The organism is Nonomuraea sp. NPDC050310 (assembly GCF_040655795.1).
Taxonomy (GTDB): domain Bacteria; phylum Actinomycetota; class Actinomycetes; order Streptosporangiales; family Streptosporangiaceae; genus Nonomuraea.
Map to the genome: position 1 here is coordinate 64,291 of NZ_JBFAKP010000025.1, position 19,639 is coordinate 83,929.

A 19,639-nucleotide genomic window follows, 5' to 3' on the forward strand; every position below is an offset into this window, starting at 1 on the left:
CTCAGGGTACCAACCCCGCCTCGTAGGCGATGATCGCGGCCTGGACCCGGTTGCGGACGTCGAGCCGGGTGAGGACGGCGCTGACGTAGGTCTTGACCGTGCCCTCCACGAGGTGCAGCTCGCGGGCGATCTCGGCGTTGGACATCCCGGCCCCGACCAGGGCGAGCACCTCGCGCTCGCGGTCGGTGAGCCCGGCCAGGCGGTCGCGCGCGACGGCGCCGCGGGACAGGCGGCCCATGAGCGCGATCACCCGGTGCGCGACCTTCGGCGACAGGTAGGCGGCGCCGCCGGCGACCGCGTGGACGCCGGCGATCAGCTCGCGCGGATCGCCGGACTTGAGCAGGAACCCGGAGGCGCCCAGGTCGAGGGCCTTGGCGATGTAGTCGTCCTCGCCGAAGGTGGTCAGCATCACCACCGCGACCGACGGCGCGGCGCGGCGGATCTCGCCGAGGGCGGCCAGCCCGTCGAGGCGGGGCATGCGGATGTCGAGCAGGGCGACGTCGGGGTGGTGGCTGAGCGCCAGGTCGACGGCCTCGCGCCCGTCCCCCGCCTCGGCGACCACCTCCAGCCCGGGGTCGGTGGAGAGGATCGCCCGCACGCCAGCGCGGATCATGGTCTCGTCGTCGGCGAGGAGAATCCGGATCACCCTCCTATAGTGGCCGACCTCCCCAGAAGCCGGGCCGACCGGCCGTCCTGTAGTGGCCGACCTCCCCAGAAACCGACTCAGCCCGCCGTCTTATAGCGGCCGACCTCCCCAGAAACCGGCTCAGCCCGCCGTCTTATAGTGGCCGCCCATGGGACAGGTGAAGATTTACGGTCGTCGCGACGTCTGGGCCGAGCGCCGGCAGGAGGTCTCGGACCTCATCCACGACTCGCTGGTGACCGAGTGGGGCCTGCCGGAGAGCAAGCGCTTCCACCGCTTCTTCCTGATGGACGCCGAGGACTTCGTGATGCCCGAGCGCGGGCCCGGCTACCTGATCGTGGAGATCCTCTGTTTCGAGGGCCGCAGCGAGGCCGCCAAGCGGGCCCTGCACCGGAGCATCTCGGCCAAGTTCGACGAGGTGGAGATCACAATCATCGAGACGCCCAAGGTGAACTGGGGCATTCGCGGCCTTCCGGCGGACGAACTGGCACTGCCGTACAAGGTGGAGGTCTGATCCGGCTAATGTCCAGGGTATGAGCACTCACTACGACGTAGTCGTCCTCGGCGCCGGGCCGGGGGGTTACACCGCCGCGGTCCGCGCATCCCAGCTCGGTCTCAAGGCCGCTGTGATCGAGGAGAAGTACTGGGGTGGCGTCTGCCTCAACGTGGGCTGCATCCCGTCCAAGGCGCTGCTGCGCAACGCCGAGCTGGCGCACATCTTCACCAAGGAGGCCAAGACCTTCGGCATCCAGGGTGAGGTGACCTTCGACTACGGCGCGGCCTTCGAGCGCAGCCGCAAGGTGGCCGACGGCCGCGTCAAGGGTGTGCACTTCCTGATGAAGAAGAACGGCATCACGGAGTACAACGGCCGTGGCACGTTCCTCGACGCCAACAGCATCCAGGTGAACGGCGAGACGATCACCTTCGACCACTGCATCATCGCCGCGGGCGCGACCACGCGGCTGATCCCCGGCACGCAGCTCTCCGAGCGGGTGGTGACCTACGAGGAGCAGATCCTCGAGGACAAGCTGCCGGGCAGCATCATCATCGCCGGCTCGGGCGCGATCGGCGTGGAGTTCGCCTACGTCCTGCACAACTACGGGGTGAAGGTCACCATCGTCGAGTTCCTCGACCGCATGGTCCCCCTGGAGGACGAGGAGGTCAGCGCCGAGCTGCTCAAGCGCTACAAGCGGCTGGGCATCGACGTGCGGGTCGGCACCAAGGTCGAGGCGATCGAGGACACCGGCTCGGCCGTCAAGGTCACCGTGTCGAAGAACGGCGCCCAGGAGGTGCTGGAGGCCGACAAGGTGCTGCAGGCGATCGGCTTCCAGCCGCGCACCGAGGGCTACGGCCTGGACAAGACCGGCGTGCAGCTCACCGAGCGCGGCGCGATCGCGGTCGACGGGCGCGGCCGGACCAACGTGCCGCACATCTTCGCGATCGGCGACGTCACCGCCAAGCTGATGCTGGCGCACGCGGCCGAGGCGATGGCGATCGTGGCGGCCGAGACGATCGCCGACCACGAGACCATGGAGATCGACTTCGCCATGGTGCCGCGGGCGACGTACTGCCAGCCGCAGGTGGCCAGCTTCGGCTACACCGAGGCGCAGGCCCGCGACATGGGCTACGACGTGAAGGTGCAGAAGTTCCCCTTCACCGCCAACGGCAAGGCGCACGGCCTGGGCGACGCGAACGGCTTCGTGAAGATCATCGCGGACAACCAGTACGGCGAGATCATCGGCGCCCACCTGATCGGCCCCGAGGTCACCGAGCTGCTGCCCGAGCTGACCCTGGCCCAGCAGTGGGACCTGACCGTGCACGAGGTCGGGCGCAACATCCACGCGCACCCGACCCTGGGAGAGGCGGTCAAGGAGGCGATCCACGGCCTGGCCGGTCACATGATCAACATGTGAGGCACGATCCGCCGGGCCCGATCCTCCGGGCCCGTGCGGGTCAGTTCCAGGTGATCAGGCCCGCGCCAAGCAGGCCCAGGCTGATCAGGCAGGCGATCGTGCGCGAGGTGTTCCAGAGGGTCCAGCGCGGTGAGTAGGCGCTCCAGGACCGCTCCCCCGCGTCGAGCGCGTTGTTCATCGGCACGTTGACCACGATGGTGGACAGGAACGCGCCCACGAAGGTGACGCCGGCGGCGGCGAGGAAGAAGCCCGCCGGCTCGCCCGCGGTGAGCCGCAGCACCCCGGCCGCTCCGGAGAGCAGCCAGGAGCCGAAGAACGGCAGGAAGAGCCACGGGTTGAGGATCTTGCGGTTGATGCTGCGCATGACCGCCTCGGCCTGGGCGGGCTCGACGGCGTCGAGGGCCGGCATGACCGACATGGAGAAGGCGTAGAACAGGCCGGCCAGCGCGCCGGTCAGGAGCAGGGCCAGCACTGCGACGATCATCGATGCCATGGCAATCACCTTTGTCGAGGGGTGTCGGTGGTGTCCCCGCAGTCTGCCGGTATCCGGCCGATCGCGGGCTAGCGGGTGAAGGCGGTCTTCGCGTAGTCGGCGAAGTCGCGGGGCTCCCGGCCGAGGGCCCGGCGGACCCCGTCGGTCAGGCTCTCGTTGCGACCGTCCAGCACCTGGGTGAACAGGTCGGTCAGCGCCTCGGCCTCCTCGCGCGGCAGGCCGTAGCCGGTGAGCAGGTCCACGTACTCGGCCGCGCCGAGCGGCAGGTAGCGCACCGGACGGCCGGAGGCCGCGGAGATCTCGGCGGCGACCTGGTCGAGGGTGAGCAGCCGCGGCCCGGTCAGCTCGTAGACCTGGCCGGCGTGGCCGTCCTCGGTCAGCGCCGCGGTCACCACGTCGGCGATGTCCTCGGCGTCCACGAACGGCTCGGCCCGCTCGCCCGCCGGCAGCGCCAGCACGCCGCCCTCGACCATGCCGGCGAAGGCGCCTTCGGAGAAGTTCTGGTTGAAGAAGCTGCAGCGCACGATCGTCGCTTCCAGGCCGGACTCCAGCACGGTCCGCTCGCTGACCGCCGCCTCGTCCTCGCCGCGCCCGGACAGCAGCACCAGCCGCCGCACCCCGCTGCGCACGGCCAGGCCGGTCAGCTCGCGGATGGCCTCGGCCGCGCCGGGGAAGGCCAGGTCGGGCTGGTAGGTCACGTACGCGGCCCGCACGCCGTCGAAGACGCCGTCCCAGGTCGAGGGCTGGGTCCAGTCGAAGCGGGGGCGGGAGACGCCTCGCGCGTCCAGGCCGCGGGCGGTCAGGCGGTCCATCACTCGGCGGCCGGTCTTGCCGTTCGCGCCAATCACCAGGTTTGTCATGTCTCCTAGTGAAGTGCAGGAGCGTGAGACTCTCCATAGTTGAGCGACTCACTTCCATGTTCTATCGTCTCACGCATGGACGCACTCGCCGGACTTCTCAGCGGCCCGCGGGCGCAGGGCGCCTTCCTCGTCCGGGCTCTGCTCGACCCGCCGTGGTCGATCCTGGTGCAGGACGAGGCGCCGCTGAGCGTCGTGGTCATGTTGCGCGGCGACGCGTGGGTCCTGCCCGACGTACGGCTCCGCCAGGGCGACGTGGTCATCACCCGCGGCCCCGAGCCGCTGACCTTCTGCGACGACCCGTCCTCCCCGGTCCAGATCGTCATCGACCCCGGCCAGCACTGCCGTACGCTCGACGGCCGCGAGCTGGTGCAGGAGATGAGCCTGGGCCTGCGCACCTGGGGCACCTCCCCCGACGGCGCGACGGCGATGCTGATCGGCAGCTACCAGCTCGACTCCGAGGTCAGCAAGCGGCTGCTGCGGGCTCTGCCGCCGCTGGTCGTCATGCCCGCGGTGGACAGCCCGCTGGTGGCTCTGCTCGACCACGAGATCGGCAAGGACGACCCCGGCCAGGAGGTCGTCCTCGACCGGCTGCTCGACCTGCTGGTCATCGCGGTGCTGCGCGGCTGGTTCGCCTCGCGGGACACGCACTGGTACCTCGCCTTCGGCGACCCCGTGGTGGGCCGGGCGCTGCGGCTGATGCACAACGACCCCGCACACCCGTGGACGGTCGCCGCGCTGGCCGAGCGGGTCGGCGTCTCCCGCGCCACCTTCGCCCGCACCTTCACCGACCTGGTCGGCGAGCCCCCGATGAGCTACCTGACCGACTGGCGGCTCACCCTCGCCGCCGACCTGCTGCGCGAGCCGGGCGCGACGATCGGTACGGTGGCACGGAAGGTCGGCTACGGCAGCCCCTTCGCGCTCAGCGCCGCCTTCAAGCGCGTGCGCGGCGTCAGCCCCCAGGAGCATCGAGCAGGTCGATGAGAGTTCGCCCCTACACCCACGCCGAGCTGCCCCGGCTCCTGGACGCCTTCTCCGGCTGGATCGAACGCGGCGGGCGCTGCGCCTACGACCACGTGGGCGAGGTGCCGCACCGCATCTACGAGAACCTGCGCGGCGACCCCGACCGCGTGCACCTGTGGGAGGACGGCGGCGAGATCGTCGCCCTGGCGCTGACGATGCGCTTCGGCGAGGCCTTCGACCTGTTCGTGGCGCCGGAGCTGGCCGGGTCGGAGACGGAGGCGGAGCTGCTGGAGTTCGCCGCGCGCGCCACCGCGGCCTCGGGCCGGCCGTACGTGCTGACCGACGTGCTCGACTGTTCGAGCAGCCGCATCGAGCTGCTGCACCGGCTGGGCTTCGAGCGCTTCCGGGTCTGGGACCACGTGAACGACCGTTCCCTGGCCGAGCCGGTGCCCGAGGCGCTGCTCCCCTACGGCTTCACCGTACGGCAGGCGACCGGCAGCGACGCCTGGACGCTGGCCGAGGCGCACAACAGCGCCTTCGGCTCCGACTGGCGCGGGGCCGACTACGGCCGGCTGATCCTGGGCCGCGCGCAGGCCCCGGCCGTGGTCGCGGTCGACCCGGAGGGTCGGGTGGGGGCCTTCACCGTGGCCTGGACCGACCCGCGCAACGGGACCGGCCACTTCGAGCCGGTCGGCACGCACGCCGGCTTCCGCCGCCTCGGCCTGGCGCGGGCGGTCATGGCGCACGCGCTGGCCGAGATGCGGGCGGCCGGGCTGCGCTCGGCGAGCGTCAACCACAACGCCGAGAACCTCCCGGCCGCCGCCCTGTATCGCGGGCTGGGCTTCCAGGTCGCCCACGAGACCTACGGCTACCGGCTCAAGGTGTCCTGAGCGGGCGCTCTTACGTCGTGGTGAGCGCGACGGTGGGCGACAGGCGGGCGGCGCGCATCGCCGGGTAGATCCCGGCGATCGTGCCGATCACCAGGGTCGCGCCGACCGCGCCGAGGATCGCCCAGGGCGGCACGACCGGCGGCCAGTCCCGCCACACCGCGTACCCCATGGTCGCGGCCGTGCCCAGCACCGCTCCGACGGCTCCGCCGAGCGCCGACAGCAGCAGCGACTCGGCCAGGAACTGCGTCCGCACCTGCCCCCGCGTCGCCCCGAGCGAGCGCCGCAGGCCGATCTCCCTGCGCCGCTCCAGCACCGAGATGACCATGGTGTTGGCCACGCCGACCCCGCCCACCAGCAGCGCCACCGCACCCAGGCCGAGCAGCAGGCTGGTGAAGGCCCCGGCCGCGGCGGCCTTGGCGGCCAGCGCGTCGGAGGGACGGCTGACCTGCACCTCCTCGGGGGCCTGCGGGTTGACCGTGCGCGGCAGCAGGGTCCGCACCTGCTCGACCGCCTCGTCGGCCGAACGTTCGTAGACGGTCGTCGGATGCCCGTCGAACCCGAGGTACTTCTCCGCCGCCGGGAACCCGACCAGCGCCGAGCGCTCGATCTCGGGGGCGAGCGGCATCGGCCCGAGCACGCCGAGCACGGTGAACCAGCGGTTGCCGATCCAGACCCGCACGCCGGTCCTGGTGACGCCGAGCCGCTTGGCCGCCTCCGCGCCCAGCACGACGGCCGGCTGCCGGCCGGTGGCGTCGTTGAGCCAGGCGCCGGTGACGACCTCGCCCTCCAGCGTGGTGAGCAGCTCGGTGGAGGCGGCCTGGACGGTGATGCCGCCGGTGACCGCCTCGGAGATGTGGTTGGTGCGCCGCACCGAGGTGTCGACGACGCCGGTGGCGGCGGCGGTCTGGACCTGGTCGATCCGGCCGACCATGGCCAGGGCGGTCTCCGGCAGCTTGGCCTGCTCGCCGAAGACGGTCTGGCCGGGCGCGACGGTCAGCAGGTTGGTGCCGAGCCGGTCGAGCTGGCGCAGGAGCTGCTCGCGCGAGGAGGACGAGATGCCGATCACCGCGATCATGGTGGCGATGCCGATCGCGATGCCCAGCGCGGACAGGATCACCCGCGCGGGCCTGCTGCGCAGCCCGGCCGCGCCCACGCGCAGCACGTCGCCCGGCGAGAGGCGTGCCGGCTTCATGCCAGCCTCCCGTCGCGCACCCGTACCTGGCGGGGACACCACTCGGCGATGTCGTTGTCGTGCGTGATGATCGCGATCGTGGTGCCGGCGTCGTTGAGCTCCTTCAGCAGCCTCAGCACCTCCGCCCCGCTGGCGGAGTCGAGGTTGCCGGTCGGCTCGTCGGCCAGCAGCAGCGGCGGGTCGCCGACCACGGCCCGCGCGATGGCGACCCGCTGCTGCTCGCCGCCGGACATCTGGTTGGGCCGGTGGCCGAGCCGGTGCCCGAGGCCCACCCGGCGCAGCGCCGCCGCGGCCCGCTCGCGGCGTTCCCGGATCGGGACCCCGCTGTACAGCAGGCCGTCGGCCACGTTGTCCACGGCCGGGACGCCGGGCGAGAGGTGGAAGTGCTGGAAGACGAAGCCCAGGTGCCGGGCGCGCAGGGCGGAGAGCCGGCGGTCGTTGAGCGTGGCGACGTCGTGACCGGCGATGCGCACGGTCCCGCTGGTCGGCCGGTCGAGCGTGCCGATCATGTGCAGCATGGTCGACTTGCCCGATCCGGACGGCCCGACGATGGCCAGCAACTCCCCCTGCTCGACCTGCAGATCGACGCCGCGAAGGGCCTGGACGTTCCCGCCGTAGACCTTGGTCACCGCCTTCAGCTCGATGATCATGTCGCGGGCACCCCGACCTTCATGCCCTCGGTCAGGCCCGGGCCCTCGACCTCGACCAGGCCCTCGGCGAAGGTGCCGAGCTCGACCGGGACGACCCGGCTGCCGCCCGCCTCGACGACCTCCAGCCCGAACCCGCCCTCGCGGGTGGCCAGCAGGGCCTCCACCGGGACGGCGAGCACGTTCTCGTGCTTCTCGCTCTGCAGCTCGACCTCGACCGGGGCCTGGTCGAGCCGGGTCTTCGGCTTCTTGTCCAGGGCGATCTCGACGTCGATGGTGGTGCGCGGGTCCTGGCCGCCGGAGGACTCGGCCACCTTGCCCACCTCGACGATGCGTCCCGAGACCGTCTCGCCGCCGGGCAGCTCGATCCGCGCCCGGGCGCCCTTCCTGGCCAGGGCCTGCTCGGCCGCGTCGAGGTCCACGTGCACCTGGAGCGTGGTGCCGCTGACGGTCATGATCTCCTGGCCGGGCCGCACCTTCGCGCCGACCTCGGCCTTGATCTCGCCGACCCGGACCGCGCCGGGCAGGAAGACGACGTGGCCGGCGGTGATGCGGCCGGTCTCCTCCAGGCCGCGGTCCTGCTGCCACTCCAGGACCGCGGCGTAGGTCTCGTAGTCGAACTCGTCCTCCACGTCCACGTCGTAGCCGAGGGCCTTGAGGTTGCGGCGGAGCTGGGTGATGTCGGGGCCGTCGCTCACGCCCCACGACAGCTCCCGGTAGAGGGGGAGCGTGCCGTACAGGAGGGTGACCGGTTCGCGGTCCACCTTGATCAGCGACTGGCCGCGCCGCACGATGCGGCCGGGGTCGGGGGTCCAGGTCACGGTGCCGGCCCGCTCGGTGGTGATGCGTTGCCGGTCGGCGTAGGTGAGCGTGCCGTCGACCTTCTCCCGGTCCACCAGGTCGCGGCGGGTGATCTCGGCCGTGGCCGCGACCGTGGGGGCGCCGGCGCTGGTGGGGGCGACGACCGGCTCGGCGAGGCCGAGCGCGAGCCAGCCGCCGGCCGCGATCACCCCGATCGCGGCCGCCGCGGTGAGGACCCGCCTCATCCCTTGCCGCCCGGCGCGTACTCCTTGCAGGCGGCCTGTGCCGCCTCGACCTTCTTCTCGCCGATGTCCTTGGAGATCTTGAACTCGATGCGGCCGTCCATGCCCGGGTCGTCCATCGGGACGCCGTTGTCGCGCATGCACTGCGCGAACTTGAGCAGCCGGTCGTGCTCCTCCTTGGACAGGCCGCCGGCCCGGTCGCCGACGGAGCCCTGCATATGCTGCTGGCAGGCCTTCTGCGCCTTCTCCACCTTCTCGCGGTCGCCGGGACCGCCCTGGATCTTGATCATGCCGTTGGCGCCGGGGTCCTCCATCTGCACGCCGTTCTCGCGCATGCACTGGGCGAACTTGAGGGCGGCCTGCTGGCGGTCGACGGAGGGCGAGGCGGAGGGCGAGCCGGTACCGGTACCGGCTCCCGTGGCGGTCGCGGTCGAGCCGCAGGCGGACAGGGCGAGGGCCAGCAGCAGGGCCGGCACGAAACGTGGCTTCATGCCGCACACTCCAGCGAGCCGGGCGCTAAACGTGGATAAGGCTCATAAGGCTTACCGGGGTCTAACACCCCGCACGGCAGGCTCAGCGGCATGAGAGTGCTGGTGGTGGAGGACGAGGAGCAGATGGCCGACGCGATCGCCCGCGGCCTGCGGCTGCACGCGATGGCGGTGGACGTCGCCTACGACGGGCGGGAAGCGCTCGAACGGGCCTCCTACGTCGACTACGACGTCGTCGTGCTCGACCGCGACCTGCCCGAGGTGCACGGCGACGAGGTCTGCCGCTCGCTCGGCGGGTCGAGCCGGGTGCTGATGCTCACCGCCGCCGGCCGGGTGCACGACCGGGTCCAGGGGCTGGGACTGGGCGCGGACGACTACCTGGCCAAGCCGTTCGTCTTCGCCGAACTGGTCGCCCGCGTCCGCACCTTGGGGCGGCGGGTGGGCCGTCCGGAGACGCCCCCGCTGGAGCGGCGCGGCATCGTGCTCGACCCGGCTCGCCGTACGGTGGCCAGGAACGGCGCGGCCGTGGGGCTCAACCGCAAGGAGTTCGACCTGCTGCGCGCCCTGCTGGAGGCCGGCGGCGAGCTGGTCAGCTCGGCCGAGTTGCGCCGCCGGGTCTGGGACGAGTTCGCGCCCGACTCCGGGGTGCTGCGGGTGACCATGACCTCGTTGCGCCGCAAGCTGGGCACGCCCTCGGTGATCGAGAACGTGCCGGGTCGGGGGTATCGCCTGTGAGACGGCTCGGCCTGCGCACCCGGCTCACGCTGATCTACGGCGGGCTGTTCTTCCTGGCCGGGGCGGTGCTGGTGTGGTTCTCGCACCTGTTCAACACCCGCTCGCTCAAGACGAAGATCGTCGGCGCGAAGCCGGTGGACGCCGCCTCCGCCGACGTCCTGTTCGAGAAGCTCTCGACCGTCGAGGACGGCGTGCAGCAGGACATGCTGCGCACCTCGATCACCATCCTGGTCATCGTGGGGCTGGTCGCGCTGGTGATCGGTTACTTCGTCGCCGACCGGGCCCTGCGCCCCCTCGACCTGGTCACCCAGACCGCCCGGCGGCTGTCGGAGAGCACGCTGCACGAGCGCATCGGCCTGGAAGGGCCCGACGACGAGGTCAAGAAGCTCGCCGACACCTTCGACGCCATGCTCGACCGGCTGCACCGCGTCTTCGACAACCAGCGGCGCTTCATCGCCAACGCCTCCCACGAGCTGCGCACCCCGCTGGCGATCAACCGGACCGTGCTGGAGGTCTCGCTGGAGGAGCCGGACAGCTCCGAAGACCTCCGGACGCTGGCACGCACGCTGCTCAGCACCAACGCCCGCTATGAGCGGCTGATCGAGGGGCTGCTCCTGCTCGCCGAATCGGCCGAGGAGCTGGGCGTGCGCCGGCCGGTCGAGCTGTCGGCCGTGGTGAAGGCGGCGCTCGACCAGCTCGACCTGGCCCGCAAGCGCTCGGTCACCATCCACCACGACCTCTCGCCGGTGACCGTGGAGGGTGACCCGCTGCTGCTCGAACGGGCCGTGTTCAACCTGCTGGAGAACGCGGTCAAGTACAACCACCGCGACGGCGAGGTGTGGGTGCGCGTCGACGGCACCGGCTCGCTCGTCGTCGAGAACACCGGGCCGGCGGTCGCGCCGTACGAGGTGGACGACCTGTTCGAGCCGTTCCGGCGGGCGCAGGGCGAGCGCGTGCGCTCGGCCAAGGGCGCCGGGCTCGGCCTGTCCATCGTCCGCGCGATCATGGACGCCCACGGCGGTACGGCCAGCGCCCGAGCCCGCCCGGACGGGGGCCTGGCAGTAGGGCTGGCCCTACCCCCGGTTCGCCGGTGAGCAGGATCGAGCCGCCAGGCCCCGATCCGTAGTTTTATGGGCATGAACTCCCTCCAGCGCCTCACCGCCGACACCCGCTACTGCCTGGCCGGACTGCCCGCCTCAGCGCTGTCCTTCAGCGTCACGATCGCCGGCGTCGCCGCCGGAGTCGGCAGCGCGGTCGCCTTCGTCGGCCTGCCCGTCCTGGCCGGCACCGCCGGCGCCGCCCGCCGCTTCGCCGACTTCGAGCGCGGCGGCCTCGCCGAGGTGATCGACCGGCCGCTCGCCGTGCCCGACTACTCCGAGGCGCCGAGCTGGGCCGGGTGGTTCCGCCGCACCATGCACCCGCTGACGCGCGGCCAGGCCTTCCTCGACCTGCTGCACGCGATCATCAACTTCCCGTTCGCCATCGTCGCCTTCGTGATCACCGTCACCTGGTGGGCCGGCGCCATCGCGGGGCTCACCTTCCCGCTGTACGGCTGGATCCTGTACAACCTGTCGGAGTCGCAGACGACGCTGCCCGAGCTGCTCGGCCTCGGCGACGGGCTCGGCGCCTACCTGGGCTTCAGCACCCTGGCCGGGGTCCTCTTCGCGCTCACCCTCATCCCGGTCGTCCGCACCGCCACCCTCCTGCGCGCCTCGCTGGCCCAGGCGCTGCTCACCCGGCCCGTGTACGGCACGCGGCCCCGCCCGATGGCCATGGCCGCCCTCTGACCAGCCCGCCGGCTCGTCACGGCTTCCAGCACAGCGCGGGGTCGGGATGATCGAAGAAGCCGAGCTCCCGGTAGAGCGGTTCACCCTCCCGGGAGGCGAACAGGTCCACGCGCACGGCCTCGCGTTCCCGGAACCAGTCGAGCAGCCCCTGCATGATCGCGCGGCTGTGGCCGCGCCGTCGGTGCGCCGGATCGGTGACCACGCCGATCACGTGCCCGATCCGGCCGTTGCGTGAGTGCGGGCCGGGAAACCACTGCTCGATGGTGCCGATGCCGCAGGCGGCCAGGCCGCCGACGCCGTCCACGACCAGGATCCGTGCGTCGTCCTGCGCCAGTTTGGCCTCCAGGACCGAGGCGAGGGCGTCCCGCCAGTCGTCGCCTGCCGACGAGGGGTTGAAGAAGTCGCCGCCGAGGTCCTCGAACAGCAGGGCCCGCAGGCGGACGAGCTCGGCGATGTCGTCCTTGGACGCCTGCCGTACATCGGGGTGATGGGTCATGCGGATCAGATTGATGTAATGGTCTTATGCGCTTCAACCCTTACGGCGAGGATGCGGTGAACCTGGCCGCGGATCTGGCCAACCGGCGCCCGGCGACCGCTCAGGAACTCGCGGACCGTTGCCGGGCGGCGGGGCTCGTGCTGGAGCGGCCGGCCACGCCTGAGGACGTGGACCGGGTCCACGCCGTTCTGGAGAGGTGGGAGAAGGTCGTCGACGCCGCCGGCGAGCACGAACGCGCCGAGCTGGTCAATCGCATGCTGGCGGAGTCGGCCGCCTACCCCCGGCTGACCGACCACGCGGGGACCGGCTGGCACCTGCACTACCGCGACGACCGGCAATCGCTCGGCTCGGTGCTGTTCGCGCTCATCTCCGTGGGGACCGCGTTGCACCTGGTGGGGCGAGGGATGCACCGGCTCGGGCGGTGCGCCGTGACCGAGTGCGCCACGATCTTCGCCGACACCTCCCGCACCGGGCGGCAGCGCTACTGCTCGCCGCGGTGCGCCAACCGGGACGCGGTCCGCCGGCACCGGGCGGGCTGAGCAGCCGCGGCGGTCACGCCTCCGAAGCGGCCAGCAGCCGTTCGGCCAGCTCGCGTACGGCGGCGCGAAGCTCGGGGCAGCCTGCCACGCGGAACGGGGCCGGGAGGACGGCGAGTTGCTCGGCGTACCAGGCCGGGTTGCTGGTGGTGCCGGTCAGCCGGCACGACTGCGGGGAGAGGTCGGTCAGCAGCCCGAGAGCGCGGGGCAGGCAGCGGGCGGCGAGCGCGGCGGGGGCGTGGATGAGCACGTCGACCTCGTAGTCCCAGCCGACGGCGAGGTGCTCCTCCAGCACGGCCACGGGGTCGAGGCCGGCGGGCGGGTCGAAGGTCGCGGGGAGGGCGGCGACGGCGGCCATGCGGTCGACGCGGTAGGCGCGGCGGGCGGAGGCGGTGTGCGACCAGCACAGCAGGTACCAGCGGCCGTGCCGGACGACCACGGCCCAGGGGTCGACCTCGAACTCGCGGGCGGCTCCGCCGCCGGTGCGGTACGCCAGCCGTACCCGCTGGTGGCGGGAGCAGGCCTGGACCAGGGCGGTGGTCAGGTGCGGGTCGGGGCGGGCGGCGGCGCGGTCGGGAGCCGGGGCGGTGGTCCGGCGGACCGCCTCGACCTGGGCGGCGACCGGCGCGGGCAGCGCCCGGACGATCTTGCCGAGGGCGGCGCCCACCGGCCCGTCACCGGCGTCGTGGTGGCCGTCGAGCACGGCCATGACCAGGCCGAGGGCCTCGTCGGCGGTGAAGACGAGCGGCGGGGGCCGCAGACCCCGGCCGACGCGGTAGCCGCCGTAGGGGCCACGGGTGGACTCGACGGGGATGCCGGCCTCGCGCAGGATGCCGACGTAGCGGCGCGCGGCCCGCTCGGAGACGCCGAGCCGGTCGGCCAGGGCGTCGGCGCGGATGCCGGGCTGGTTCTGCAGCAGTTCGAGGGCGAGAAGGGCCCGCGCGGCAGGACCGGCGTCAGATTTCACCGAACACGCTCACAATCCGGCAGTAGAACGTCCGGAATGGAATCTAACATCGCCCGACATGGAGAAGAACCTGCTCGACACGTCGATCGAGGAGCCGGCCATGGACGCCGGGGAGGTCGAGATGGCGCTGTTCGCGCTCGACCGCTCGCGGGCGCAGTTCGCCTGGAAGGTGGGCGGCCTGGACGCGGAGGCGCTGCACCGGCGGCACCCGCCGAGCGCGATGACGCTCGCCGGGCTGATCAAGCACCTGGCGCTGGTGGAGGACGAACGGACCTGCGTCGACCTGCTGGGCCGGCCCCTGGGTGAGCCATGGACGAAGGCCGACCCGCAGGGCGGCTGGGCGGTGGACGGGGACAGCCCGGAGGAGTTGTACGCGCTGTGGCAGGGCGCGGTCGACCGGTCGCGGGCGGCTCTGGCCGAGATCCTGCCGCACGGCGGGCTCGACCAGCGCTCGAAGTTCAGGACGCGGGACGGCGACTCCCCCAACCTGCGGCGCGTGCTGACCGACCTGCACGACGAGTACGCCCGGCACGTGGGCCACGCCGACCTGTTCCGCGAGGCGATCGACGGCCTGGTCGGCGAGGACCCGCCACAGGCATGAGCAAGTTGACCATCGTCCCGGCCAACGAGGCCCCCTGGGCGGATCTGCAGGCGATCTTCAGCGTCCGCGAGGCGAGCCGCTGCCTGTGCCAGCGCTTCAAGGTGGAGGGCTGGATCTGGCGCGACTCCACCCTGGACCAGCGGACCGCGGCGCTGCGCTCCCAGACGGCGGCGCCGGAGACCAGCGGGCTGGTCGCCTACCTCGACGGCGAGCCGGTCGCGTGGGTGGCGGTGGAGCCGCGCGTCGCCTACCCGAAGTTGCGCACGTTGCGGGTGCCGTGGAGCGGGCGCGAGGAGGACAAGGACGACGAGGGCGTCTGGTCGGTCACCTGCTTCGTGGTGCGCAAGGGGTATCGGGGCCGGGGGCTGACCTACGAGCTGGCACGCGCGGTCGTCCCGTACGCCAGGGAGCGGGGGGCTCGCGCGCTGGAGGCGTACGCGATGCTCACCCAGCCGGGCAAGGAGATCACCTGGGGCGAGCTGCACGTGGGCGCGGTGCAGGTGTTCGAGGAGGCGGGCTTCACGGAGGTGTGCCGGCCGACGCTGCGCCGGGTGATCATGCGGGTGGAGTTCGGTCCTTGACCGCCTCGCCGGACCTGCGGGCGGCGAAGACCTTGCGCCAGTGTTCGGCGGATCTGAGCATGTCGTCCATGAGGTGCCCGAGCAGCCGGCTCATGTCGTCCAGGCGTGCGCCGGCCGGGGTGCCGGCGCCCATGACGGCGACGCCCTGCCGCGAGGTCTCGACCAGGGCCGCGTTCGCCTGCACGCTGGCCAGCCAGGACCGGAGCCAGACGTCGTCGTCCACGACGTACAGGTCGCGGCGGCGGCGCGGGTCGCGACGCCTGGTGAGCAGTTCCTGGCTTTCGAGGAAGCCGACCGCCAGGGAGATGGACGCCGGGCTGACCTGGAGCCGGGCGACGAGCTCGGCCGCGGTGAGGGTGCCGCTGTCGGTGAGGTAGAGCGTCACCATGACCCGGGCCGCCATCTGCGGCATGCCGCCGCTGACCAGCACCTCGACCAGGCGTTCCTCGAAGGCGCGCACCGCGCGCGGGTCGCGGCCGAAGGGATTGGGGATGGCCGGGACCTTGGGGGCGGCCGGGCCGGAGCGCTTGGCCCGCTTGCCGGTCTCGCGCTGGGCCCGGTCGGCCCGGTAGGACTCCGGGCCGCCGTTGCGCGCGACCTCGCGGCTGATCGTCGAGGTCGGGCGGTCGAGGCGGCGGGCGATCTCGGCGTAGCCCAGCCCTTCGGCCAGACCGGCGGCGATGTCCTTGCGGTCCTGCGCGGTCAGCCGTCCTCCGGGCATCCAGGTGTCCTCCGTTGCGTTCGGTTCCGAGGCCATTGCAATAGTGCCGTTGCGTTCAGGCGGAGACTAGATGCAATTCTCGGACTCTTTATCCTGCACAAACGGAGCAATTCCTCAGATTATGGATTGATCGAAGCTTGAATGCAACGTAGCGTTCGCCAGGTGTTGAACAAGACTCGCTCGCTCGCCCCCGACCTGGCCCGCGGCTTCATGTTGCTCCTCATCGCTCTGGCCCACGCGCCCGCCTTCGTCGGCGACTGGAGCGGCCCCGCCTGGCTCGCGTTCACCAAATCGCTGATCGCCGACAACCAGGCCCGGGACATGTTCATCTTCCTGTTCGGCTACGGCCTCGGGCAACTGGCGCACAGCCGCCGGGCCAAGGGCCTGGAGTGGATCTCCACCCGCAAGCTGATGCGCCGCCGGGCCTGGTGGCTGATCGCGATCGGCCTGCTGAACACCGCGCTGCTGGTGCCGTTCGACATCATCGCGGTCTACGGGCTGACCCTGCTGGCCCTCGCTCCCATGGTGCGGGCCAGGGACTCGGTCCTGTGGTGGACGGCCGGCCTGACGCTGATCCCGGCGACCCTGCTGCTGGCCTGGCAGAGCGTCATCGCCCAGGCCGGGCCGGTCACCATGACCTCCTTCATGGCCGGCACCTTCGGCGAGCACGTGATCGGCAACCTCCCCACCTGGCCCGGCAACGCGCTGGCCGGCACCATCATGGTCGTCCCCGGCATGCTGGCCGGCATCTGGGCCGCCCGCCGCCGGCTGCTCGACGAGCCCGAGCGGCACCTGCCCCTCCTGCGCCGGCTCGCCTACGGCGGCCTCGCCCTCGCCCTGATCGGCCGGCTGCCCGCCGCGCTCCTGGCCGCCGGCGCCTTCCCGCTGCCCGCGACGCCGCTGCGCTGGGCCATCGCCGTCGGGCACGACCTGACCGGGTACGCCGGCGGCGTCGGCATGGCCGCGGCCATCGGCCTCATCGCCGTGCGCATCCACCGCCGTGGCCCGCTCACCACCGCCCTGACCGCCCTGGGCCAGCGCTCGCTGAGCTTCTACCTCTTCCAGGCCGTGGTGTGGGTCGTGCTCTTCTACCCCTTCGGCCTCGGCCTGCACGACGACCTGAGCTTCGCGGCCACCTTCGTGATCGCGGTCGCGGTCTGGGTCGTCTCGCTCCTGCTCGCCTGGCTGATGCACGCCGCCGGGTACCGCGGACCCGGTGAGGTTCTCCTGCGCAAGCTCGCCGACCGCCCGGAGACCCCCGTGTCCTCGCAGGTGGAGGCCCCTGCCAGACTTTCCCCATGACCGCATCGACCCCCGCCAAGGGCGACCCGAGCAGCTACTTCCCGGCCATCGAGAAGAAGTACGGCAAGCCCGTCCAGGAGTGGCTGGACCTGATCCAGGCCTCTCCCCTGACCAAGCACATGGAGCTCGTCTCCTGGCTGAAGACCGAGCACGGCCTGGGCCACGGTCACGCCAACGCGCTCGTCGCGCACTTCCGCGCCCAGCAGGGCTAGGTCGCGAACCAGTTGGTGATCTCCGGCATCTAAGCAGGTGAGAGTCCGCCTGCGTGCGGCTGGCGGCTCTCCTCCGTGACGGGCCGCCGCCCCGACCTACCGGTCGCGGGCGGCGTTTCCGCACAGGGCCCGATCCACCAGCTCCCTCAGCTTGGTCTCCACGGCCTTCGGCAGCGGGTAGGCGTTGACCGCCACCGTGGCCCTTCGCCCGTCGGCCGTGGCGCCGGCCAGCGTGCGGTAGCCGTAGAAGCTGCCACGATGGCCGTACCAGACGCCTTCGCAGGCCCGGGACGGCGTGCTCACCAGGCCCAGCCCGTACCTCGCCCCGGGCCAGAGGCGGTTGCCGGTCGCCACGCCCTCCCGCATCCGGGCCAGCACGTGGTCGGGCAGCAGCCGGCCGTCGAGCAGGGCGGCGAGGAAGCGGTTGACGTCGGCCGGCGTCGAGATCAGCGCGCCGCTCGCCCCCGCCAGGCTGGGGTGGAAGCTCCTCGTCACGTCCGCCGGGCCGTCGGGCAGCGGGAAGTAGCCGTGCGCGTGCCGTCCCGGGATCTTGGTGGTGTTCCCCGGCCAGGAGCTGTCCCGCAGCCCGAGCGGGCGCAGGATCCGCCGGGTCACCTCGCGGCCGACGTCGTTGCCGGTGACCTTCTCCACCAGCAGGCCGGCGACCAGGTAGTTGGTGTTGGAGTAGTGCCACTCGCCGCGCGGCGTGCCCTTCAGCCGGACGCCCCGGGCGACCAGGTCGGCGGCCTCGTACCGCTTCAGCCGCCACTCGTCGGCGCGGCCCAGGTCGAGGGCCTTGGTGTAGTCGCCGAGCCCGCTGGTGTGGTCGAGCACCTCGCGGACGGTGATCGCCGCCGGAACCAGGCCGGGCAGGTAGTCCACGACCGGCCGGTCCAGCTCCAGCCGCCCCTCGGCGACCAGTTGGAGGACGACGGTCGCGGTGAAGGTCTTCGTCACGCTGCCGATCCGGAACCGCTCGTCGCCGCGCATGGCCCGCTCGCGTCCGAGCTCGGCCCGGCCGGCCGCCGCGGTCCAAGGGCGGCAACCGGGCCGTTCCACGGTCAGGACCGCGCCGATCACCCTGAGCTCGCGCAGCAGCGCCCGGGCTTCGCCGTGCTCGCACGGGTCCGCGTCCGCCCGGGCGGGCTGGGCCAGGGCGGTCACCGAGGTCGCCAATGCCAGCGCGATCATGATTCTTCCGGCTCTTCGCATGAGGCGATCATGAGTCGGCGGCCGGTCCCGCCGGATCGGCCGTTCGGGCAGAGCCCCTCCTTCGCCAGGCCGAGGCGTCCGGTCGTCCGGACGCACGAGGGCTCAGGCCAGAGGGACGGGATAGTCGCCCATCGGGTGGCCGGACAGCCAGGGTTCGTGGATCACCGGGGCCGGCAGGCCGGCCAGTTCGGGCACGTAGCGGCGCACGTACTCGCCGTCGGGGTCGAACCGCCTGGCCTGGCGGAGCGGATTGAAGGTGCGGTTGGGGCGGGTGTCGTTGCCGGTCCCCGCGACCCACTGCCAGTTGCCGCAGTTGTTCGCCACGTCCCCGTCGAGCAGCAGCTCGTGGAAGTGCGCGGCGCCGATCCGCCAATCGAGGCGCAGGTGCCGCACCAGGTAGGAGGCGGTGATCAGCCGGGCGCGGTTGTGCATCCAGCCCTCGGCGAGCAGTTGCCGCAGGCCGGCGTCGACGATCGGGACGCCGGTCAGCCCCTGCCGCCAGGCCTCGGCCGCGTCCGGGTCCTCGCGCCATCGGTGGCCGCGCGGGCGGTAGTCGCGCCGGGCGATCTCCGGGAAGGCGGCGGTGACCTGGTGGTGGAAGTCGCGCCAGCACAGTTGCCGGGTGAAGTCCTCGTTGCCGGCCGCGGCCAGCTCCAGCGGCGACAGGCAGCCGAAGCGCAGGTAGGGGCTGAGCCGGGAGGTACGGTCACCCGCCAGGTCGTCGTGGCCGTCGGCGTAGCCGTCCAGGCCGGTGTCCAGCCAGGCGCGCATCCGCTCGCGGCCGGCCGACTCCCCGCCGCGCATCGCGCCCCAGCGTGGCCCGGCCTCGGGCAGCTCCCCCGCCTCCACCCCGGCCGGTACGGCCAGCCGTTCCGGCACCGGCGCGGGCGCCCGCCGTGCTCGCCGGCTCCAGGCCCGCCAGTAGGGCGTGAAGACCCGGTAGTGGTCCCCGCCTCCGCCCGGCCGCAGCTCGCCGGGCGGCACCACGGTCACACCCGGATGGAACCGGACGTCGAGGCGTTCGGCGGCCAGCCGCCGCTGCCGGCGTTGCGCGAGCGCGCTGACGTCCGCGCTGGCGTGGACGGCCTCGGCGCCGACCTGGCGGGCCAGCCGCAGGGTCTCGGTCACGGTGTCCCCGCGCCGGACGAACAGCTCCCCGCCCCTGGCCCGCAACGAGGCCCGCAGGTCGGTCAGGCAGTCGAGCAGGAAGCTCGTGCGCCGCCCGGCCGGGATCGCCGGGTCCAGCACGAACAGCGGAACGACCTGCCGGGCGGCGGCGCAGGCGGCGGCCAGGGCAGGGTGGTCGTGGACCCGTAGGTCCCGGTTGAGCAGTACGATCGCGGTCTCCATCACCAGGAAT

General features: G+C 72.3%; 24 protein-coding genes and 1 pseudogene. 12 read left to right on the plus strand and 13 right to left on the minus strand.

Annotation, left to right across the window (positions count from 1 at the left end; all coding sequences use genetic code 11):
* Position 1 precedes the first annotated feature (1 nt).
* Positions 2-646 carry a response regulator transcription factor gene (locus AB0I67_RS37065; protein ID WP_357933833.1) on the minus strand — a complete coding sequence of 215 codons (645 nt, stop codon included), beginning with the start codon at positions 644-646 and terminating at the stop codon, positions 2-4.
* Between the two features lie 148 nt (positions 647-794).
* On the opposite strand from AB0I67_RS37065, the gene AB0I67_RS37070 reads away from it, so the two are divergent.
* Positions 795-1,157 (plus strand): tautomerase family protein, encoded by a 363-nt coding sequence (locus AB0I67_RS37070; RefSeq protein ID WP_357933836.1) that lies wholly within the window; start codon positions 795-797, stop codon positions 1,155-1,157.
* Positions 1,158-1,176: 19 nt separating this feature from the next.
* A complete protein-coding gene (gene lpdA, locus AB0I67_RS37075) occupies positions 1,177-2,556 on the plus strand; it encodes a dihydrolipoyl dehydrogenase (RefSeq protein ID WP_357933839.1) in 1,380 nt (459 codons plus the stop codon).
* Between the two features lie 40 nt (positions 2,557-2,596).
* On the opposite strand, the gene AB0I67_RS37080 is transcribed toward lpdA, so the two are convergent.
* Both AB0I67_RS37080 and AB0I67_RS37085 read right to left on the minus strand, forming a co-directional pair.
* On the minus strand, positions 2,597-3,049 hold the full coding sequence (locus AB0I67_RS37080) for an anthrone oxygenase family protein (protein WP_357933841.1): 453 nt from the start codon (positions 3,047-3,049) through the stop codon (positions 2,597-2,599).
* A 68-nt stretch (positions 3,050-3,117) separates the two neighbouring features.
* Positions 3,118-3,909, minus strand: a complete 792-nt coding sequence (locus AB0I67_RS37085; RefSeq protein WP_357933844.1) for an NmrA family NAD(P)-binding protein — start codon at positions 3,907-3,909, stop codon at positions 3,118-3,120.
* Positions 3,910-3,984: 75 nt separating this feature from the next.
* Here AB0I67_RS37085 and AB0I67_RS37090 point away from each other — a divergent pair, with 75 nt between their 5' ends.
* Complete coding sequence (locus AB0I67_RS37090) at positions 3,985-4,890, plus strand: AraC family transcriptional regulator (protein ID WP_357933847.1); 906 nt, start codon at positions 3,985-3,987, stop codon at positions 4,888-4,890.
* On the plus strand, positions 4,887-5,759 hold the full coding sequence (locus AB0I67_RS37095; protein ID WP_357933850.1) for a GNAT family N-acetyltransferase: 873 nt from the start codon (positions 4,887-4,889) through the stop codon (positions 5,757-5,759). The genes AB0I67_RS37090 and AB0I67_RS37095 overlap by 4 nt, the downstream gene beginning before the upstream one ends.
* Positions 5,760-5,769: 10 nt before the next feature.
* On the opposite strand, the gene AB0I67_RS37100 is transcribed toward AB0I67_RS37095, so the two are convergent.
* The 4 genes from AB0I67_RS37100 to AB0I67_RS37115 are packed head-to-tail and all read right to left on the minus strand — an operon-like array spanning position 5,770 to position 9,132.
* Complete coding sequence (locus tag AB0I67_RS37100) at positions 5,770-6,951, minus strand: ABC transporter permease (RefSeq protein WP_357933853.1); 1,182 nt, start codon at positions 6,949-6,951, stop codon at positions 5,770-5,772.
* A complete protein-coding gene (locus AB0I67_RS37105) occupies positions 6,948-7,601 on the minus strand; it encodes an ABC transporter ATP-binding protein (protein WP_357933856.1) in 654 nt (217 codons plus the stop codon). The genes AB0I67_RS37100 and AB0I67_RS37105 overlap by 4 nt, the downstream gene beginning before the upstream one ends.
* Entirely contained in the window at positions 7,598-8,644 is a 1,047-nt protein-coding gene (locus AB0I67_RS37110; protein WP_357933859.1) for a peptidoglycan-binding protein, read from the minus strand. Before AB0I67_RS37110 ends, AB0I67_RS37105 begins: the two co-directional genes overlap by 4 nt.
* Positions 8,641-9,132 (minus strand): hypothetical protein, encoded by a 492-nt coding sequence (locus AB0I67_RS37115; protein WP_357933861.1) that lies wholly within the window; start codon positions 9,130-9,132, stop codon positions 8,641-8,643. The genes AB0I67_RS37110 and AB0I67_RS37115 overlap by 4 nt, the downstream gene beginning before the upstream one ends.
* A 90-nt stretch (positions 9,133-9,222) precedes the next feature.
* Between AB0I67_RS37115 and AB0I67_RS37120 the strand changes: the two genes are divergently transcribed.
* From AB0I67_RS37120 to AB0I67_RS37130, 3 genes are read left to right on the plus strand one after another with little or no spacing between them, the layout of a single operon-like run.
* Entirely contained in the window at positions 9,223-9,864 is a 642-nt protein-coding gene (locus AB0I67_RS37120; protein WP_357933863.1) for a response regulator transcription factor, read from the plus strand.
* Positions 9,861-10,958, plus strand: coding sequence for an ATP-binding protein (locus AB0I67_RS37125; protein WP_357933866.1), 1,098 nt, complete (start codon positions 9,861-9,863; stop codon positions 10,956-10,958). Before AB0I67_RS37120 ends, AB0I67_RS37125 begins: the two co-directional genes overlap by 4 nt.
* Before the next feature lie 42 nt (positions 10,959-11,000).
* A complete protein-coding gene (locus AB0I67_RS37130) occupies positions 11,001-11,651 on the plus strand; it encodes a sensor domain-containing protein (RefSeq protein ID WP_357933869.1) in 651 nt (216 codons plus the stop codon).
* A 16-nt stretch (positions 11,652-11,667) separates the two neighbouring features.
* Here the strand turns inward: AB0I67_RS37130 and AB0I67_RS37135 are convergent, their stop codons facing one another.
* Positions 11,668-12,147: a GNAT family N-acetyltransferase gene (locus tag AB0I67_RS37135; RefSeq protein ID WP_357933872.1), complete on the minus strand. Its 480-nt coding sequence runs from the start codon at positions 12,145-12,147 to the stop codon at positions 11,668-11,670.
* A gap of 26 nt (positions 12,148-12,173) precedes the next feature.
* Between AB0I67_RS37135 and AB0I67_RS37140 the strand changes: the two genes are divergently transcribed.
* Positions 12,174-12,686 (plus strand): CGNR zinc finger domain-containing protein, encoded by a 513-nt coding sequence (locus tag AB0I67_RS37140; protein WP_357933874.1) that lies wholly within the window; start codon positions 12,174-12,176, stop codon positions 12,684-12,686.
* Positions 12,687-12,699: 13 nt separating this feature from the next.
* Here AB0I67_RS37140 and AB0I67_RS37145 read toward each other — a convergent pair whose 3' ends face one another.
* A complete protein-coding gene (locus tag AB0I67_RS37145; protein WP_357933876.1) occupies positions 12,700-13,650 on the minus strand; it encodes a WYL domain-containing protein in 951 nt (316 codons plus the stop codon).
* Between the two features lie 58 nt (positions 13,651-13,708).
* On the opposite strand from AB0I67_RS37145, the gene AB0I67_RS37150 reads away from it, so the two are divergent.
* A complete protein-coding gene (locus AB0I67_RS37150; RefSeq protein ID WP_357933879.1) occupies positions 13,709-14,251 on the plus strand; it encodes a DUF664 domain-containing protein in 543 nt (180 codons plus the stop codon).
* Complete coding sequence (locus AB0I67_RS37155; protein WP_357933882.1) at positions 14,248-14,832, plus strand: GNAT family N-acetyltransferase; 585 nt, start codon at positions 14,248-14,250, stop codon at positions 14,830-14,832. Before AB0I67_RS37150 ends, AB0I67_RS37155 begins: the two co-directional genes overlap by 4 nt.
* Here the strand turns inward: AB0I67_RS37155 and AB0I67_RS37160 are convergent.
* Together AB0I67_RS37160 and AB0I67_RS37165 are read right to left on the minus strand one after the other, a co-directional pair.
* Positions 14,807-15,244 carry a MarR family transcriptional regulator gene (locus AB0I67_RS37160; protein WP_357934044.1) on the minus strand — a complete coding sequence of 146 codons (438 nt, stop codon included), beginning with the start codon at positions 15,242-15,244 and terminating at the stop codon, positions 14,807-14,809. The two genes, AB0I67_RS37155 and AB0I67_RS37160, sit on opposite strands and share 26 nt — an antisense overlap.
* A gap of 111 nt (positions 15,245-15,355) precedes the next feature.
* Positions 15,356-15,589, minus strand: a pseudogene (locus tag AB0I67_RS37165) (helix-turn-helix domain-containing protein); the annotation flags it as partial.
* Positions 15,590-15,715: 126 nt separating this feature from the next.
* Between AB0I67_RS37165 and AB0I67_RS37170 the strand changes: the two are divergent.
* Both AB0I67_RS37170 and AB0I67_RS37175 read left to right on the plus strand, forming a co-directional pair.
* Positions 15,716-16,855 (plus strand): DUF418 domain-containing protein, encoded by a 1,140-nt coding sequence (locus tag AB0I67_RS37170; RefSeq protein ID WP_357933884.1) that lies wholly within the window; start codon positions 15,716-15,718, stop codon positions 16,853-16,855.
* On the plus strand, positions 16,852-17,067 hold the full coding sequence (locus AB0I67_RS37175) for a DUF4287 domain-containing protein (RefSeq protein WP_357933887.1): 216 nt from the start codon (positions 16,852-16,854) through the stop codon (positions 17,065-17,067). Before AB0I67_RS37170 ends, AB0I67_RS37175 begins: the two co-directional genes overlap by 4 nt.
* A gap of 96 nt (positions 17,068-17,163) precedes the next feature.
* Here AB0I67_RS37175 and AB0I67_RS37180 read toward each other — a convergent pair whose 3' ends face one another.
* Both AB0I67_RS37180 and AB0I67_RS37185 read right to left on the minus strand, forming a co-directional pair.
* Positions 17,164-18,279: a serine hydrolase domain-containing protein gene (locus AB0I67_RS37180; RefSeq protein WP_357933890.1), complete on the minus strand. Its 1,116-nt coding sequence runs from the start codon at positions 18,277-18,279 to the stop codon at positions 17,164-17,166.
* A gap of 102 nt (positions 18,280-18,381) precedes the next feature.
* Positions 18,382-19,629 (minus strand): deoxyribodipyrimidine photo-lyase, encoded by a 1,248-nt coding sequence (locus tag AB0I67_RS37185; RefSeq protein WP_357933893.1) that lies wholly within the window; start codon positions 19,627-19,629, stop codon positions 18,382-18,384.
* Between the last annotated feature and the right edge of the window lie 10 nt (positions 19,630-19,639).

Coding starts and splice junctions, on each gene's coding strand:
- AB0I67_RS37070 (WP_357933836.1), top strand. CDS start 795: ATGGGACAGGTGAAGATTTACGGTCGTCGCGACGTCTGGGCCGAGCGC.
- lpdA (WP_357933839.1), top strand. CDS start 1,177: ATGAGCACTCACTACGACGTAGTCGTCCTCGGCGCCGGGCCGGGGGGT.
- AB0I67_RS37080 (WP_357933841.1), bottom strand. CDS start 3,049: ATGGCATCGATGATCGTCGCAGTGCTGGCCCTGCTCCTGACCGGCGCG.
- AB0I67_RS37085 (WP_357933844.1), bottom strand. CDS start 3,909: ATGACAAACCTGGTGATTGGCGCGAACGGCAAGACCGGCCGCCGAGTG.
- AB0I67_RS37090 (WP_357933847.1), top strand. CDS start 3,985: ATGGACGCACTCGCCGGACTTCTCAGCGGCCCGCGGGCGCAGGGCGCC.
- AB0I67_RS37095 (WP_357933850.1), top strand. CDS start 4,887: ATGAGAGTTCGCCCCTACACCCACGCCGAGCTGCCCCGGCTCCTGGAC.
- AB0I67_RS37100 (WP_357933853.1), bottom strand. CDS start 6,951: ATGAAGCCGGCACGCCTCTCGCCGGGCGACGTGCTGCGCGTGGGCGCG.
- AB0I67_RS37105 (WP_357933856.1), bottom strand. CDS start 7,601: ATGATCATCGAGCTGAAGGCGGTGACCAAGGTCTACGGCGGGAACGTC.
- AB0I67_RS37110 (WP_357933859.1), bottom strand. CDS start 8,644: ATGAGGCGGGTCCTCACCGCGGCGGCCGCGATCGGGGTGATCGCGGCC.
- AB0I67_RS37115 (WP_357933861.1), bottom strand. CDS start 9,132: ATGAAGCCACGTTTCGTGCCGGCCCTGCTGCTGGCCCTCGCCCTGTCC.
- AB0I67_RS37120 (WP_357933863.1), top strand. CDS start 9,223: ATGAGAGTGCTGGTGGTGGAGGACGAGGAGCAGATGGCCGACGCGATC.
- AB0I67_RS37130 (WP_357933869.1), top strand. CDS start 11,001: ATGAACTCCCTCCAGCGCCTCACCGCCGACACCCGCTACTGCCTGGCC.
- AB0I67_RS37135 (WP_357933872.1), bottom strand. CDS start 12,147: ATGACCCATCACCCCGATGTACGGCAGGCGTCCAAGGACGACATCGCC.
- AB0I67_RS37140 (WP_357933874.1), top strand. CDS start 12,174: ATGCGCTTCAACCCTTACGGCGAGGATGCGGTGAACCTGGCCGCGGAT.
- AB0I67_RS37150 (WP_357933879.1), top strand. CDS start 13,709: ATGGAGAAGAACCTGCTCGACACGTCGATCGAGGAGCCGGCCATGGAC.
- AB0I67_RS37155 (WP_357933882.1), top strand. CDS start 14,248: ATGAGCAAGTTGACCATCGTCCCGGCCAACGAGGCCCCCTGGGCGGAT.
- AB0I67_RS37160 (WP_357934044.1), bottom strand. CDS start 15,244: ATGCCGCAGATGGCGGCCCGGGTCATGGTGACGCTCTACCTCACCGAC.
- AB0I67_RS37175 (WP_357933887.1), top strand. CDS start 16,852: ATGACCGCATCGACCCCCGCCAAGGGCGACCCGAGCAGCTACTTCCCG.
- AB0I67_RS37180 (WP_357933890.1), bottom strand. CDS start 18,279: ATGCGAAGAGCCGGAAGAATCATGATCGCGCTGGCATTGGCGACCTCG.
- AB0I67_RS37185 (WP_357933893.1), bottom strand. CDS start 19,629: ATGGAGACCGCGATCGTACTGCTCAACCGGGACCTACGGGTCCACGAC.